Here is a 16103-nt window from a genome sequence, read left to right as displayed (position 1 = left end):
GATATGTATGAATTTACAAACAATTAGAAGAGAATTGCACCAGATTCCCGAGTTGGGATTCCAGGAAGAAAAAACACACCGTTATTTATTGAACAAGCTTCAAGAGCTTGATTCAGACAGAATGGAAATCAAGACGTGGAAAACTGGAATACTCGTTAAAGTGAAGGGAAATAACCCTTCCAAAACAATTGGATTTCGCTGTGATATGGATGGATTGCCAATTACTGAAGAAACAGGCTATGAGTTTACATCGGTGCATGATGGCCGAATGCATGCCTGTGGACATGATTTTCATATGACCATTGCGTTGGGTTCGGTGAAATCAATCGTGGATCAGCCGGTTGATGATGATGTGATCTTTATTTTTCAGCCTGCCGAGGAAGGTCCCGGTGGTGCACTTCCCATGATGCAATCGGAAGTCTTCCAGGAATGGAAACCGGATGTTATTTTTGCGCTGCACATTGCACCGGAACTAGCGGTTGGTACTGTGTCCAGCTGTGCTGGGCTGCTGTTTGCCAATACGAGTGAGCTGTTCCTTGATTTTAAAGGGAAGGGTGGTCATGCTGCCTATCCGCATCTGACAAGAGATATGACCGTAGCCGCCAGCAGTTTTGTCGTGGAACTGCAGCAAATCGTGTCAAGGGCCCTTGATCCGCTTGAGAGCGCAGTAGTGACTATCGGTAAAATGGAAAGTGGGTTTGTTCAGAATGCCATCGCGGAAACAGCACGACTGGAGGGAACCATCCGTACGCTGCAGCCGGAAGCAATTGATGTCGTCCGGGAAAAATTGGAACGGCTTGCTAAAGGTTTTGAAATTTCACATGAATGTAAAATTGACATTGATTATGGTTCGAACTATTATCAGGTTTATAATGGGAAAGATTATACGGATCTTTTTCGGAAGGTAATCAATGAAACAGATTTGCATTATCAGGAGGCCGGTCCAGCCATGACGGGTGAAGATTTTGGCTATATGCTGAAAGAAATTCCCGGTTTCATGTTCTGGCTTGGTGTTGATTCACCAAATGGATTGCACAGTTCACAGCTTCAGCCCGATGAACGCGCGCTAATTTACGGTGTTCAAGCTGTTACTTCAACGATACATTCTATCGCTCGTCGATAAATTCCTGACTGTATACCTTTGTGGTTTCTGGAAAAACTATTCTGGAATCTTTTCGAATCAGAAGGAGGTATTCAGGTGGCACGAATTGGTGTTGAAGAAAGCTTAACAGATGTAAAGGAAGCCTTGATGGAAATGGGTCATGATGTAGTGGATCTGCACTCGGAGGATGACACCGAATATTGTGACTGCTGTGTTATTACAGGTTTGGATAAAAACGTGATGGGAATGTCCGACGCAAGTATTGCCGGGGCAGTAATTAATGCGGAAGGACTGAGTACCGAATCAATCTGCCAAATGGTCAATGATAAATTGCATCATGAACAGTAAAAAAAGAATCCCCAAAGCCGGGGATTCTTTTTTTGATTGTTAATGTACATATCATAAGACAAATCTTATTGTGCTTCTTTTTGTACGACAACGTGCTGGGATAGTGGCATATCGATGCCTTTTTTATTGAACTCTTCCTTAATGCGCTTCCGCATGTCACGCTCACATGCCCACTGAAGCCCGTTTTCAGTTTGTCCAATGACACGCAAGGTGATTTGAGCCGTATCAATGCTTTGAACACCAACTGCATCCGGACCTTCCTTAAACCGCTCATCATCCTGAAATTCTTCACAAACATATTTCAGAATCGCTATTGCATCATCCATATTGTCATAGTGGCTGATCCCGATATCGACCAGTGCCCGCATATTTCCGCGTGAATGGTTTGCAACACCTTCAATGTAACGGTTTGGAACATAATTTAATGTTCCATCAAAGCTGCGGATTTTTGTCGTTCGCAGTCCAATTTCTTCCACAATCCCGTCATAACTGGCTGTTGTAACATAGTCATCAATTTCAAGCTGGCGTTCCAGAATGACGAAGAATCCTGTTACAATATCACTCACAAGTCCCTGTGCTCCAAAGGCAATGGCCAACCCTACAACACCTGCACCTGCAAGCAATGGACCAATTTTAATCCCAAGTGCTGAGAACAACATTAAGATAAGGACGAAAATCATTACGTAGGAAAAAACGTTGGTGAGCAGTTTTTCCAGCGTCTTCATCCTGCCTGGAGATGATTTCTGCCCCTTTGCAGCGTTCTGCAATGATTTTTCAATAACTTTTTTGCCTATCGGTACAATGATTAAATAGGCTACGATCAGAAGAAGAATTTTCCCAAGTACAGGTAAAATAGCACTTAGAAATTCTTTCAGATCGATGGTGATTCCAAATACATCCATATGTAAGTCTCCTTTCTTTTCAACTCATCCTATCATATACAAGATGCCGAACGATTTCAATTTTCCACAATATATAACAAAATAAACCTTAATTTCAATTTTTGAATCAACTGTCGATTTTCCATTCGGTGAAAGGTGTGTAAAATTTGGAATTCGCGTGAGGAAACATTGCAATGAATTCATCATATACAATATTGGATTAACAACAAAGAATACTTGCTAATTCGTTTAGGAGGCGGCGAAATATGAGACTAAGAGAAGAAATGCCTGAACTTACCGGTGCGACAAAATGGTTGAACAGTAATCCAATCAGAAAGCGTGACCTGATTGGTAAAAAACCTTCCTTCATTCATTTTTGGTCGGTCAGTTGTGGTACATGTAAAAAGGTAATGCCAAAAATTAATCGGTTTCGTGAGGAATATAATAATCAACTGAACGTCATTTCTGTTCACATGCCCAGGATGGATGAGGATTTGGATATTAACCTGATACGAACAACTGCAAGTAAACATGGCATAAAACAGCCGATTTTCGTTGATAACGATCAAACATTGACGGATGCTTTTCATATCAAAATTGTTCCGGCCTATTTTGTATTTGATACGGAAGGGAGGCTAAGGCATTATCATTCTGGAGATGGAGGTATGCGATTGCTTCATAAACGGGTCAATCGGCTGTTGGGGTATACCAACAAATAAATTTTATATATATTATTTACCTGCTGTTGCAGCAGGCTTTTTTTATTGCATAGGAAACTATAAAATTTAATGCTTGTGGATAATTTTTATATTAATGAAAAGCCACGTCCGGCTCCAGCGCCCAGCAACTAGCAAACTTCACACTTCCTCACTACGATAAGTCAACATCGGTTCGCTTTCAGCTCACCGTGTTTCCTTTATCTCATTGCGGAGTGCTCCAGTTTGTACGTTGCTAAACGGGCGCTTACGCCTTTGTTCTGACTCCGGTAGGTAAAAAGTTTGATTTTTAAAAGACAAATGCACTCATTTCAGTACTTCCCGAATGAAAAGGTTGTTGTCCTATTGGAAACTTTTAAAAAATTGAGCAAAAGTAGTGAAATTTATTTCGGAACCCGTTATATTAGATAGTACGTAAAAAAGAAGGGGGAGGAAATGCGTTGAATACGTTTCAAAAATTGAAACAGTATTTTTGGCCGAATCGGAAACTATTTTTCGGATCATTGTTCTTTTTGGTGTTCGTAACGGCCGCTACTGTTGTTTATCCAATTGTTCTGCAGCAGACGATAGATAAAGTTGTGAAGGAAAACAGATATGAACTGATACCGTATATTTCCATCATCTTTTTTGTGATTATGCTTATCAAAGGGTTTTCCACCTATTTCCACCAATACTTAGGTGAATTATTCGGAATTAAATTCGTGTACATGATCAGGGGAGCATTATATGAAAAGCTGCAGGTGCTGTCATTCAAATATTATGATAACGCAAAAACGGGAGACTTGATGTCGCGTTTGGTGGAGGATGTAAGAGGATTCCGGTTCTTTCTTTCGTTTGGTTTTTCCGAACTCACCCGGATAACGTTGCTGATTTTATTTAGTCTGGCAGTTATGTTTTTTTATTCGGTACCGCTTGCACTTGTAACAATGGCAGCCATGCCCTTTTTGGCAATTGTCGTTTTTCGGTTTGATAAATTGGTTCATCCGGCTTTCCAGGGCATCCGGAAATCACTTGGTATGCTGAATACGCGTGTACAGGAGAATATTAGCGGCATGAATACAGTCAAGTCTTTGTCACGGGAAGATTTTGAAATTGGCAGGTTTTCCAGCAGTAATGATGATTACCGGCGAAAATATTTGTTTACTTCTGAAATATGGGCGAAATATATGCCGTTGATGGAATTTATCGGAAATGTTTGTGCTGTAGTTTTGTTGGCATATGGTGGTTATCTTGTGATCAGTAATCAGCTCATGGTTGGGGAATTGATAGCTTTCTTCAGTTTGGTCTGGTATATTCTCGGACCGTTGATGAATTTGGGATTTGTAATCAACCAATTTTCTCAGGCCAAGGCTTCAGGTGAACGGTTACTGGAAGTGCTGGAGGAAAAAGAGGATATTGCAGAAAAAGAAAGCACTGTCGATGTTCCAATTCAAGGTCATGTGACGTTTGATGATGTGACATTGACCTATATAAAAGACGATGATGCTGCACTTAAGCATGTCAGTTTTGATGCACCACCAGGCAAAATAATCGGCCTGATCGGTTCTACAGGTTCCGGAAAAACAAGTATGACTCAATTAATAACCCGCTTTTATGAGCCTGAAAACGGTAAGGTGCTGATTGATGACCGCGATGTTAGTGACTATGGACTGAAAACGTTGCGCCGTCATATCGGATTCGTCCTGCAGGAGCCTTTTCTGTTTTCAACATCAATCCGTGACAATATTGCTTATGGAGATCCGACAATCCCGGACGAACAAATTATTGATGCTGCCAAGCGTGCCCAGGCACATGATTTTATAATGGAAATGCCTGACGGTTACGATACGATGCTGGGTGAACGGGGAATGGGACTATCCGGCGGTCAGAAGCAAAGGATTTCGATTGCACGGGCAATAGCCATCAATCCAAGTATTTTGGTATTGGATGATGCTACGTCGGCGGTTGATATGGAAACTGAATTTAAAATTCAGCAGGCACTTAAGGAAGTTATGAAAGGACGCACGACATTCATCATTGCCCATCGTATCTCCTCGCTGAAACACGCGGATGAGATTCTGGTATTGGAGGATGGTGAAATCGCCGAAAGGGGTACTCATGATCAATTATTGACCAACAATGGTGCGTATCAACGTATTTATGACATACAGTACCAGGACCGTGAAGCCATAATGGAATCCGCTAATTAGAAAGGGAGGGACATAAGTATGCCTAAACGAATTGATACTTTAAAAGAAAACCGTCATTTAAAGAGGTTTTATTATACAGTTGATCAGGCGGTGGAAAAGCCATTTAACTGGCAGCAAATGTGGAGGCTGCTCGGATATTTAAAACCATATTCCAAAACCTATTTGCCCGGCGCAGTTATTGCAATGCTCGTGTCAACGGCAGTCCGGTTGGTTGTACCAATATTAATCGGTAAAGTGGCTATTGATCAGGCAATTGCCAATGAGGATTCCGAATTGCTTATTACCCTTATTATTATTGTTGGGGTATTGTATCTGCTCAATTACATCGGCAATTTTTTCCGGATAAAATGGGTGAATATTTTGGGACAGAACGTAATTTATGATCTGCGGCAGTCTTTATTCTCACATGTACAGCACTTGTCCCATCGATTTTTTGACAAGCGGTCGGCAGGATCAATTCTGGTCCGGATTCTAAATGATATCAACTCATTGCAGGAATTGTTTACGAATGGAATTATCAATCTCTTGATGGATGTAGTCACACTTTCTGCCATGATTGTCATTCTGTTTGTATACAGTCCGCAACTTGCTGTTGCCGTGCTTGTGATCTTGCCAATCATGTTTTATATTTCAACAAAATTACGCCGGAATATTCGCCGTTCCTGGCAGGATGTGCGAATTCAGCAGTCACGGTTGAATTCACATTTGAACGAGAGTATTCAAGGCATTCGTATTACGCAGTCTTTCTCACAGGAAAAAGAAAATGCCGAGTATTTTGAAGGGCTTAATTTTGATACGTTCGAAAGTCTGCGTATTGCAACGAAAAAAAGTGCCATGTTTCGCCCGTTCGTGGAAATGAGTAATGCCATTGGCACGATTATACTTATTTCTTTTGGTTCATTCCTGATTTTAAATGGCAACATTGATATTGGGACCTTTGTAACATTTGCTTTTTATCTTGGAATGTTCTGGGAGCCGATTTCCCGGCTTGGGCAAATGTATAATCAGCTGTTAATGGCGATGGCGGCATCAGAACGGATTTTTGAATTCCTGGATGAGAAGCCGAATGTAAAAGAAAAAGAAGACAGTATCCCGCTTCCTGACATGAAAGGCCAAATTGAATTCGACAAGGTTCAATTTTCCTATGATGACAATCGAATTGCACTGCATGAGATATCTTTGGATATTAATGCAGGTCAGACGATTGCACTAGTTGGTCATACTGGAAGCGGTAAATCAACCATTGCCAATTTGATCAGCAGGTTTTATGATCCTACAAAAGGCCACGTCCGGATTGATGGGAAGGATTTACGCGATGTGAAACTTGATCACCTGCGGCAGCAAATCAGTGTTGTGTTGCAGGACACATTCATTTTTTCAGGAACTATTATGGAAAACATTCGGTTTGGCCGTCCTGATGCATCTGATAACGAGGTAATCGAAGCTGCAAAAGTTGTTGGCGCCGATGAATTTATTGGCCGGCTTGCAAACGGATATGAAACGGAAGTGGAAGAACGGGGAAATATATTGTCAGCAGGGGAGCGGCAGCTGCTGTCGTTTGCCAGAGCATTGCTTGCCGATCCGAAGATTCTGATTCTTGACGAGGCAACCGCAAGCATTGATACAGAAACGGAAATGAAAATTCAGGCAGCACTTCGCCGGTTGCTCGATGGAAGAACTGCCATTATTATTGCACACCGATTATCAACGATTAGAGAGTCAGATAATATTTTCGTGCTGGAAAACGGTGAAATTCTGGAAAATGGCAGTCACGATGAATTAATGGAACAACGAGGCGAATACTTTGAACTGGTAAAATCACAATTTCAAATGCTTGACGCTATGTAAAAACGGCGGGTCAACAGGTTAATCTAATGGTTGGCCCGCTTTTACCATGTGCATGAAAATATGGTTTAAAAAATTGTACTACTTTATCTGCATGGAAATGGTAGGATACAGTTAGCTTAAACAAAGAGTTGACGATAAAAGCAGGGAATTGATATCATCATAATATAAAGGTCGTTCTATCTAAATTAGAGGTGAATTTCATGAGTCAATCTGTAAAAAAAGATGCATTACTTAAAGTGGCTGAACGGTTGTTTTATGAACATGGATTTAGAGGAGTGGGATTGAAACAAATTATTAATGAAGCGAATGTAGCCACAATGACGCTTTATAATCATTTTTCGTCCAAGGACAATTTGGTGGAAGAAGTACTTCGGCAGCGGGAAGAACGCTATTGGTCTTATTTGGATTCACACGTTGAAATGGATTCAGATTACCCTTTCATTCTTGCTGTTGAAGCTCATGGACGTTGGTTGAAGGAACAATCCTATCAAGGGGACATGTTTTTAAGAGCTATTGCAGATTATTCAGAAACCGATAACGAAATAGAAAGTATTGCAAGAGGGCATAAATCGAATTTGCTTAACTATTTTCAGCAACTTGCTCAAAAAAAAGGTATCGATAATGAGCGCAATCTGGCTGTTCAATTCACATTACTTCTTGAAGGGACTACTTCCATGACGACACTGATGGGCGCACAGAAAGCAACGGAACATTCGATTGCGATGGCGAGGACGCTTGTCCAACGTACATCGTAATTTTTTTCAATAAAAATAGAAAGGTCGTTCTATATAATTTGAAAGTGAGGATGGAACAATGAAATTTTCACGGCTGGTTTTACCTGGAGTTGCTATGATAGCTGTCACCTATGGATTAGCGAGATTTAGTTTTGGTTTGCTTCTCCCCGGCATAAAGGAATCACTTGAAATGTCCGAGTTCATATCGGGAGTTATTTCTTCAATGTTTTATTTAGCCTATTGTTTTACGATTATCATATCCACTGTGATCACGACAAATGAAGGACCAAGAAGGATGATTATTCTGGCAGGTTTGTCAGCTTTTGCCGGATTGTTGTTGATGGCAGTGACTCCAAATGCATGGGTCCTTGCACTGGGAGTGTTATTTGCTGGAGGAAGCACTGGTCTGATCTCTCCTCCGTATGGGGCGGTAATATCGCTTTGGATTGCAGGAAATAAGCAAGGGAGGGCGAATACCTGGATCAACTCAGGTACAAGTTTTGGCATCGTCCTTTCTGGAATGGGAGCAATTCTGTTATTACCTAATTGGAGACTGACATATTTAATTTATGCTGGCTTGACTTTGCTGATATTGATATGGAATTTCCAGGCGATTCCTAAAGTCGAAAAACGTCCGAAGTTGAGGTTTGAAAAAGGAAGTCTATCTTTTCGGGGAGTATCAGGAGCAATTCCATTAATTATAGCATCCCTTCTTTTGGGGATTTCCACAGCAGCATTTTGGACATTTTCCAGATCCTTTATTGAGGTGGCTGGTGATTACAGTGATTGGCAGCTTTCCGGATTCTGGATTATCATAGGGCTATTTGGTGTGCTGGGAGGTTTTTCAGGCTCTTTAGTTGAAAAGGGAGGGTTGCCGTTAGCTTATAAAATAGGGAGTTTGTCAGTTGCTTCCGCATCAATTATTCTCGCGTCTTCACCTGAGTGGTGGTTAATATCTTATTTATCGGCGGGAATCTTCGGCTGCTCCTATATATTTTTAACCGGTGTTCTCCTTGTGTGGGGAATTCGTGTATTTATTCCCAATGCATCATTGGGTATTGGTGTTCCATTTTTACTCTTGGCATTAGGCCAGGTAATCGGTTCGGTATTCGCTGGATGGTTAATTGGGACATGGGGGTATGTTAATTCTTTCGTACTTTATGGAATAGTCGGCATGTTGGCTGCTTTTATAGGCTCGAGTAAAAACTGATTTCACAATAAGGGGTTGTGTGATAGACTAAGTTAAAAAGTGTAGCAGGTTGGAGGTAGTCAGATGAAAAGAGATTTTGCGGTAATCGGACTTGGCCGGTTTGGCGGAAGCATTTGCCGTGAGCTAAGCATGGAAGGTATGCAGGTTCTTGCGATTGATAACGATGAGGATAAGGTAAATGAATATAAAAACATTGCATCACATGCCGTGATAGCGGATTCCACCGATGAAGTGACACTGAAAGAGCTGGGCATTAAAAATATCGACCATGTGATTGTTGCAATTGGTGACAACATTCAAGCCAGTATATTAACTACCGTAGTATTAACAGATCTTGGCATTAAAAAAATCACAGTGAAGGCGCAGAATGATTATCACGAAAAAATCCTGAATAAAATTGGTGCGGATCAGGTTGTGCATCCGGAGCGGGATATGGGAAAACGAATCGCGCATAATATTATTTCAAGCAATATACTGGATTACCTTGAACTGTCTGATGACCACAGTATCGTTGAGGTAAAAGCAGGAGAAAAGATGCAGGGGAAATCGCTGGTGGATCTTGACATCCGGGCAAATTACGGTTGTAATGTTGTAGCCATTAAACGTGAAAAAAGTATAAATGTATCACCGAGTGCGGATGATTTACTGGATTCGGAAGATATTTTGATTGTAATTGGTGCAGATAAGGATATTTCACGATTTGAGAAACATCTGGTTATTGATGAATAACTCATACATTTTTGATGTATGGGTTTTTTCTTTGTCAAAGTAGGTTATAGTTATGTATCGCTTAAATAGAGAGAGGTGGATTTATGAAGGAAAAACGAACCGGAGAAATAATGACGGAACAATTAATTGAGTGGGGAATTGACCATATTTACGGACTCCCCGGTGATTCCATAAATGAATTTATTGATGACTTGCGAAAACAGGAAGAAACTATTCAATTTGTACAGGTGCGCCACGAAGAGGTTGGGGCGCTGTCGGCCAGTGCTTATGCCAAACTGACCGGGAAAATAGGCGCTTGCTTGTCCATTACCGGACCAGGTGCTATTCATATGCTGAACGGACTGTATGATGCAAAGCAGGACGGTACCCCGGTTATAGCAATCGTAGGGCAAGTGTCAAGCAGTATGGTTGGAACGGATGCTTTCCAGGAGGTTAATTTGGAACGGTTATTCGATGATGTTGCTGTTTTCAATCGGCGCGCCGAATCAGCTGAACAAATTCCTGATTTGCTTAACAAAGCAATCAGATCTGCGTATACGGAAAAGGGTGTATCCGTTCTGATTGTTCCGGATGATTTGTTTGCAGTGAAACACAAGAAGGACGAATTTTTAACTGCACCGGGTTATGAACAGCCGAAATACGAACCGGATCAGGAATCCGTACAAAAAGTGGTCAACCTGATAAATGAAGCCAAAAAACCAGTGATTCTTGCTGGAAAGGGTGCAAGAAATTCTAGGAAGGAATTAATCGATTTTGCGGAAAAAATCAAGGCACCCATCGTTTTGAGTCTTCTTGGTAAGGGGACAATCCCGGACTATCATGAGCTGAACCTTGGTCAGCATGGTCAGATTGGAACAAAGCCAGCATATGAAGCTATTATGGATGCTGATTTATTGCTACTAATCGGAACGTCATTTCCGTATCGGGAATATTTGCCGGATCAGACAAAAGCGGTTCAGGTCGATTTAAAATCAGAAAAAATCGGCAGTCTATATCCGATTACCGCCGGATTGTGTGGTGATGTTAATCGTGTGCTGCCATCATTAACTTCAAAAGTGAAAGAAAATGAGGACAGTACGTACCTGCAAAAATATCAGGATAAAATGAAAAAGTGGCACATCAACATGATTAAAGAAAAGAAAGAGAAAGGGAACCCCATACAGGCCCCGCAGGTCATGTATGCACTGGAACAGGAAATTGACCATGATGCAGTCATATCCTGTGATGTAGGTAATGTAACCGTTTGGACTACCCGCTTCTTTCCATTTACCAATCAGCAATTTGTAATATCAGGAAGACTGGCATCAATGGGAATTGGATTGCCTGGTGCAATTGCCGGTCAAATTGCCAACCCGGATAAACAGGTGGTTGCCATTTGCGGCGATGGCGGGTTTTCAATGGTAATGCATGATTTTGTGACAGCTGTGAAAAATGACCTGCCGATAAAGGTGATTGTATTAAACAACAGTAACCTTGCAATGATTAAATACGAACAGCAGGAAATGGGGAAGCTTAATTATGAAACAGGTCTGGGTGAAATGGATTTTGCAAAATTTGCTGAATCGTGCGGCGGGGAAGGCTACCGTGTTGAAAAATCAGAGGACCTGTCAAATGAAATCAGACGGGCATTCCAATCTGATAAGCCCGCGGTAATCGATATTGCGATTGAAGATATGGCACCATTGCCGGGAAAAATTCATTTTGATCAGGCGGTAAAATACAGTGAGTATCTGATTAAAGAGTTTTTTGCAAATAAAAAAGTGGAATTTCCGGATATTAAGAAATCATTGAAACGATTGTAATATATTGAGGAGTGTATTTTCTGCGCTGGGTACTGCTCTTTGTTTGCCGCCGTATTTTTCCGGAACCCGCCGTACAAAAGTGAAATCGCGCCGTACTTTGGCACAGAACCGCCGTATAAAAGCAAATAGCCGCCGTACATTATGGAAAACCCGCCGTACTAAAATTAAAATAAGCTGAACAGGGCAAAGGTATGAAGCCGAAACCACTTAACCAGTCGTTGGAATATGCGATTCCTCGAAAATGAAAAGCACCTTTTCTTCGTGCATATGCAGCTTTCCTTATCCACGGGAAGATAAAAATAACTGCGCTGAAAAAGACCAGCAAAATTTACGATAAGATTCTATAGAAAATGTAACTAAAAAAGGATGCCCTGGCACTTTAACGCCAGAGCATCCTTTCTTGGCATATAAGAAAGGATAAAACTTTCTTACTGCATGAGTGCAACTATGGCTGTCACCTAAAGGCTTAGTGACAACCAAGTCTTCTAATTTTACACTTCCATAATTATCGGCAGAATCATAGGTCTGCGTTTTGTTTTTTCATACAGGAACGGTGCAATGGTATCGGTAATTTCGTTTTTAATTTCTGACCATTGTGTCGTTCTGCGTTCCATCACTTTGTCCAGATGTTTGGAAACAAGTTTTTGAGCCTCATTGATCAGATCCTCGGATTCCCGCATATAAACAAAGCCTCGTGAAATGATATCCGGTCCGGAGGCGATTCTGAATTCTTTCATGTTGATACTGACAACGACCATTACGAGACCTTCTTCGGATAAAATTCTCCGATCACGCAGTACAATATTGCCAATATCACCAATTCCACTGCCGTCAACATAGATGGAACCGGATGGAATTTTACCGGCAACTGTTGCATTATCTTTCCCCAGTGCAAGTACATCTCCATTATCCATGACAAACATGTTGTCCGGATTAACGTTACAAGCATCGGCCAATTTCATGTGTTCTTTCAGCATACGGAATTCACCGTGGATCGGCATGAAATATTTCGGCTGAATTAACCGAAGCATTAACTTCTGCTCTTCCTGACTTCCATGTCCTGAGGTATGGATATTGCTTAACGGACCATGGACGACATCGGCACCTGCTCGATACAATTTATTGATTGTCCGACTGACACTTACCGTATTTCCAGGGATTGGAGAAGACGAAAATACTACAGTGTCACCGGGAATAATCTGAATTTGCCGGTGGGTGCCATTGGCGATCCGTGACAGTGCGGCCATCGGTTCACCTTGAGATCCTGTACAAAGAATCGTTACTTCATTTGCTGGAAGACGATTGATTTGATTGGCATCGATAAACGTATCTTTTGGCGCCTGAATATAGCCTAACTCCTGTCCGATCCGTATGGATGACTCCATACTGCGACCAAACACAGCAATTTTACGGTCATGTTTCACGGCAGCTTCGACAACTTGCTGAAGCCTATAGATGTTTGATGCAAATGTAGCAAAAATCAGTCTGCCGTCAACTCTGCCAAAAATGTCGTTAATATTGCCACCTACAACCCGTTCCGACATTGTAAAGCCGGGAACTTCACTGTTGGTACTGTCTGATAGCAGGCAAAGTACGCCTTCTTTGCCGATTTCAGCCATCTTGGAAATATTGGCGGGTTCGCCTACCGGTGTAAAGTCAAATTTAAAGTCACCCGTATGAACAATGTTACCCGGAGGTGTCTTTACAACAATACCATATGAATCAGGGATACTATGAGTAGTACGGAAAAAAGATACAGATGTTTTGCGGAATTTAATAATATCTTCTTCCTGAATTGTATTTAATTTGGCATTTCTTAATAAACCATGTTCATCCAGTTTATTTCTGATTAATCCAATCGCGAGTTTTCCTGCATAAATTGGAACATTTATTTCACGAAGAAGGTAAGGAATTCCTCCGATATGATCCTCGTGACCATGTGTTACAAACAATCCTTTTATCTTATCCTGGTTCTGGATGAGGTAGGTATAGTCGGGTATTACATAATCAATTCCAAGTAATTCATCTTCCGGAAATTTGATTCCTGCGTCGATTAAAATAATCTCGTCCTGAAATTGCACACCATACGTGTTCTTCCCAATCTCACCTAATCCTCCCAATGCAAATACAGCTGTCTGGTCGTTTTTCACAAACTTCATCTGTTTATGCGTTCTCCACTGAGTAGTGATCGGATTGTTTTTCGTAATTTAAATGTGCCTCATCAAGCGGTTGGATATACTCTATATTATATTCGCGATCGACCAGTTTATTGCGAACATCCTTTTCATGTTCAGCCTCTACATAAAGGCTTTTCGTATTTTCACGTACAGGTATCTCGGTTGCAGAGTCCTGATAAAAAACTTTAAAAACCATTTCATCTCTCCTAACATCATCATTCAATTTTTTTTACATATTTTCCGCTAAACGCATTATAATTGTCCATTACTTAATAAGCTGAACACAACGAACAGCCATAAATTCTATTCTGTTAAATTTATTTACCGTCCGTTTTTATAATACGTCATCTGATTAACTTCGCATCCGTGTGATTTCACGATGGTAACGTGATTGGTTCAATCAATGGTAGTCTTTCTTATAAGTAGTAGGTACACGTCCTCTGCCTAAAAAATCCTTCCAGCGTTTCTTCAGCTTTTCTTTTAGGCGTTTTAACATGAGATTTGCATCTCCTTTCAAAGTTTAAGAAAAGCAACAAAACGTTCTACCGATCCAATCCCTCTTATATACAGTATAATACTGATTGGGAAATATTGAAATGAAAATCCGTTATTTGTTAAAAAAATATTTATTTGACCGCTTGTTAATGTTGGCCGAATCCGTTATTTACTGCTATCTATTTTTCCGCGAGAAGAGGAAAAATATACAAAAAAAAAAGGAACTCATTAAAAAGTCCCTGTTGGATTATTCGATAGCTTTTGCATTTTCATTTGTAAGAAATGGATTATCCTTATTGATATGATCATAGAACATGACACCATTTAAATGATCAATTTCATGCTGTAAGACAATTGCCGGATAATCCCGCAGCCTCAGTTTTAATGGATTTCCTTCAAGGTCTGTTGCGGATATGGTGATTCGTGCATTGCGATGAACATAGCCTTCCACGTTTCGATCTACGGAAAGGCAGCCTTCTCCAGTCCCTAAATATGCCTGTTGTACTGAATGACTTATGATTTTAGGATTTATTAAACCGTAGCTGTACAGCCTTCCTTTAGCATCTTCAAAATGGACTGCAATCATTCGTTTGTTTACCCCAAGCTGTGGTGCAGCAAGGCCTACACCTGGCCGTAAGTTATATTTCTCAGCTAATTCATCATCCTGACTGTTTTTTAGAAATTCGAGCATCTCTTCCAGAAGCTTTTGATCTTCTTCACTTGGTGGAACTGGTATTTCATTAGCTTTTTCGCGTAAGGAAGGATGACCTTCTCTTACGATATCTTTCATCGTTATCATCTATGCTGACACTCCTTACAGTTCTTTATGACAACATTTTAACATAATATGAAAATTTACATCATAATTTAAAATTAAGACTGGAACAAAGGTATTTTTAGTAAAGAAATAGTGCATCAATTGATCAGGAAGGGATTTCTATCTCATTTCAGGCATAAGGCGACATCTGCCAAATGAACTAACGCGGAGTCTAATTTACCAAAATGATACGGATGTACAAGTAATTATGTTATACTAGGAACTAAATTTTGCAACTGCGAAAAAAGGAGGATCATGTCGATTTGAACTTGAAAAAGCACTTATCACTATTATTTATACTGATTATTGTTGCTGCACTTGCTGCCTGCAGTAATACATCGGCATCCGAAAAGATATACAATCACCTGGAGAAGGCAGTGGAACTGGAAGCGCAATTTGAAAAACAACAGGATGCAATTGTGAAACTGGAAAAAAAGGAGCAGAAAATATACTCCAAGATTATTGATTTGAGCATGGACGAGTTTGACAAAATTAAGGACCTATCAAAAAAAGCTCTGAAAAGTATCGAGAAAAGAGCGGAAAAAATAGAATTGGAAAAGGAAAGTATCCATTCATCAAAAGAGGAATTCATCAAAATAAAAGATTTGGTTGACCAGCTGGAAAATAAAAATGCGAAAGAAACTGCCGAAAAAATGTATTCAGTGATGCAGAAACGCTATGATGCATACGACAAGTTGTATGAAGCGTATTCGAAGTCATTGGAAATGGAAACAAAACTGTATAAAATGCTGCAGAAAAAAGACCTGAAGCAGGAATCACTTACAAAACATATTAAAAAATTGAATACCAGTTACGAAAAAGTAATTGACGCTAATAAGAAATTCAACAGCCGAACAGCTGAGTACAATGAGTTAAAGGAGCAATTTTATAAACAGGCGGATATAAAAGTGGAGTATGAAGATAATGCGTCTTCAGGCGATAAAAATACGAAATAAGGTTGACGAGTCATCCAATTGACATAAAACCGGGCTTATATAAAATAAGTTCGGTTTTTTTATGTGTTGTATACGTGCTGATTGATTGTAATGAAATAA

14 protein-coding genes are annotated in these 16103 nt (G+C 40.4%); 10 read left to right on the top strand and 4 right to left on the bottom strand.

The window, feature by feature from the left end; all coding sequences use genetic code 11:
• Positions 1–7: 7 nt before the first annotated feature.
• Both ABD010_RS16900 and ABD010_RS16895 read left to right on the top strand, forming a co-directional pair.
• On the top strand, positions 8–1123 hold the full coding sequence (locus ABD010_RS16900) for an N-acetyldiaminopimelate deacetylase (protein WP_343815761.1): 1116 nt from the start codon (positions 8–10) through the stop codon (positions 1121–1123).
• Positions 1124–1198: 75 nt separating this feature from the next.
• Entirely contained in the window at positions 1199–1450 is a 252-nt protein-coding gene (locus tag ABD010_RS16895; protein WP_343815758.1) for a YkuS family protein, read from the top strand.
• 65 nt (positions 1451–1515) lie between these two features.
• On the opposite strand, the gene ABD010_RS16890 is transcribed toward ABD010_RS16895, so the two are convergent.
• Entirely contained in the window at positions 1516–2352 is an 837-nt protein-coding gene (locus ABD010_RS16890; protein WP_343815755.1) for a mechanosensitive ion channel family protein, read from the bottom strand.
• Positions 2353–2597: 245 nt separating this feature from the next.
• Here ABD010_RS16890 and ABD010_RS16885 point away from each other — a divergent pair, with 245 nt between their 5' ends.
• The 7 genes from ABD010_RS16885 (at position 2598) to ABD010_RS16855 (ending at position 11559) form a co-directional block, all read left to right on the top strand.
• Positions 2598–3050, top strand: a complete 453-nt coding sequence (locus ABD010_RS16885) for a TlpA family protein disulfide reductase (protein ID WP_343815751.1) — start codon at positions 2598–2600, stop codon at positions 3048–3050.
• A 437-nt stretch (positions 3051–3487) separates the two neighbouring features.
• The gene (locus ABD010_RS16880; RefSeq protein ID WP_343815748.1) at positions 3488–5236 is read left to right on the top strand and encodes an ABC transporter ATP-binding protein; all 1749 of its coding nucleotides are present in this window, start codon (positions 3488–3490) and stop codon (positions 5234–5236) included.
• Positions 5237–5254: 18 nt separating this feature from the next.
• Positions 5255–7084: an ABC transporter ATP-binding protein gene (locus tag ABD010_RS16875; RefSeq protein WP_343815745.1), complete on the top strand. Its 1830-nt coding sequence runs from the start codon at positions 5255–5257 to the stop codon at positions 7082–7084.
• Between the two features lie 200 nt (positions 7085–7284).
• A complete protein-coding gene (locus ABD010_RS16870) occupies positions 7285–7839 on the top strand; it encodes a TetR/AcrR family transcriptional regulator (RefSeq protein WP_343815742.1) in 555 nt (184 codons plus the stop codon).
• A gap of 58 nt (positions 7840–7897) precedes the next feature.
• A complete protein-coding gene (locus tag ABD010_RS16865; RefSeq protein WP_343815739.1) occupies positions 7898–9028 on the top strand; it encodes an MFS transporter in 1131 nt (376 codons plus the stop codon).
• A 63-nt stretch (positions 9029–9091) separates the two neighbouring features.
• Positions 9092–9757, top strand: a complete 666-nt coding sequence (locus ABD010_RS16860) for a potassium channel family protein (RefSeq protein WP_343815736.1) — start codon at positions 9092–9094, stop codon at positions 9755–9757.
• An 83-nt stretch (positions 9758–9840) separates the two neighbouring features.
• Complete coding sequence (locus tag ABD010_RS16855) at positions 9841–11559, top strand: pyruvate oxidase (RefSeq protein ID WP_343815733.1); 1719 nt, start codon at positions 9841–9843, stop codon at positions 11557–11559.
• A gap of 491 nt (positions 11560–12050) precedes the next feature.
• Here the strand turns inward: ABD010_RS16855 and rnjA are convergent, their stop codons facing one another.
• The 3 genes from rnjA to def all read right to left on the bottom strand — a co-directional run bounded on the left by rnjA (position 12051) and on the right by def (position 15030).
• On the bottom strand, positions 12051–13718 hold the full coding sequence (gene rnjA / locus ABD010_RS16850) for a ribonuclease J1 (protein WP_343815730.1): 1668 nt from the start codon (positions 13716–13718) through the stop codon (positions 12051–12053).
• A 4-nt stretch (positions 13719–13722) separates the two neighbouring features.
• The gene (locus ABD010_RS16845; RefSeq protein ID WP_343815727.1) at positions 13723–13932 is read right to left on the bottom strand and encodes a DNA-dependent RNA polymerase subunit epsilon; all 210 of its coding nucleotides are present in this window, start codon (positions 13930–13932) and stop codon (positions 13723–13725) included.
• A 546-nt stretch (positions 13933–14478) separates the two neighbouring features.
• On the bottom strand, positions 14479–15030 hold the full coding sequence (gene def / locus ABD010_RS16840) for a peptide deformylase (protein ID WP_343815724.1): 552 nt from the start codon (positions 15028–15030) through the stop codon (positions 14479–14481).
• Between the two features lie 281 nt (positions 15031–15311).
• Here def and ABD010_RS16835 point away from each other — a divergent pair, with 281 nt between their 5' ends.
• Positions 15312–16004: a YkyA family protein gene (locus ABD010_RS16835; RefSeq protein ID WP_343815721.1), complete on the top strand. Its 693-nt coding sequence runs from the start codon at positions 15312–15314 to the stop codon at positions 16002–16004.
• The last annotated feature ends 99 nt before the right edge of the window (positions 16005–16103 follow it).

Source organism: Virgibacillus siamensis, from assembly GCF_039522605.1.
Taxonomy (GTDB): Bacteria; Bacillota; Bacilli; order Bacillales; family Amphibacillaceae; genus Lentibacillus; species Lentibacillus siamensis.
This window is presented reverse-complemented; position numbering and strand designations above follow the sequence as displayed.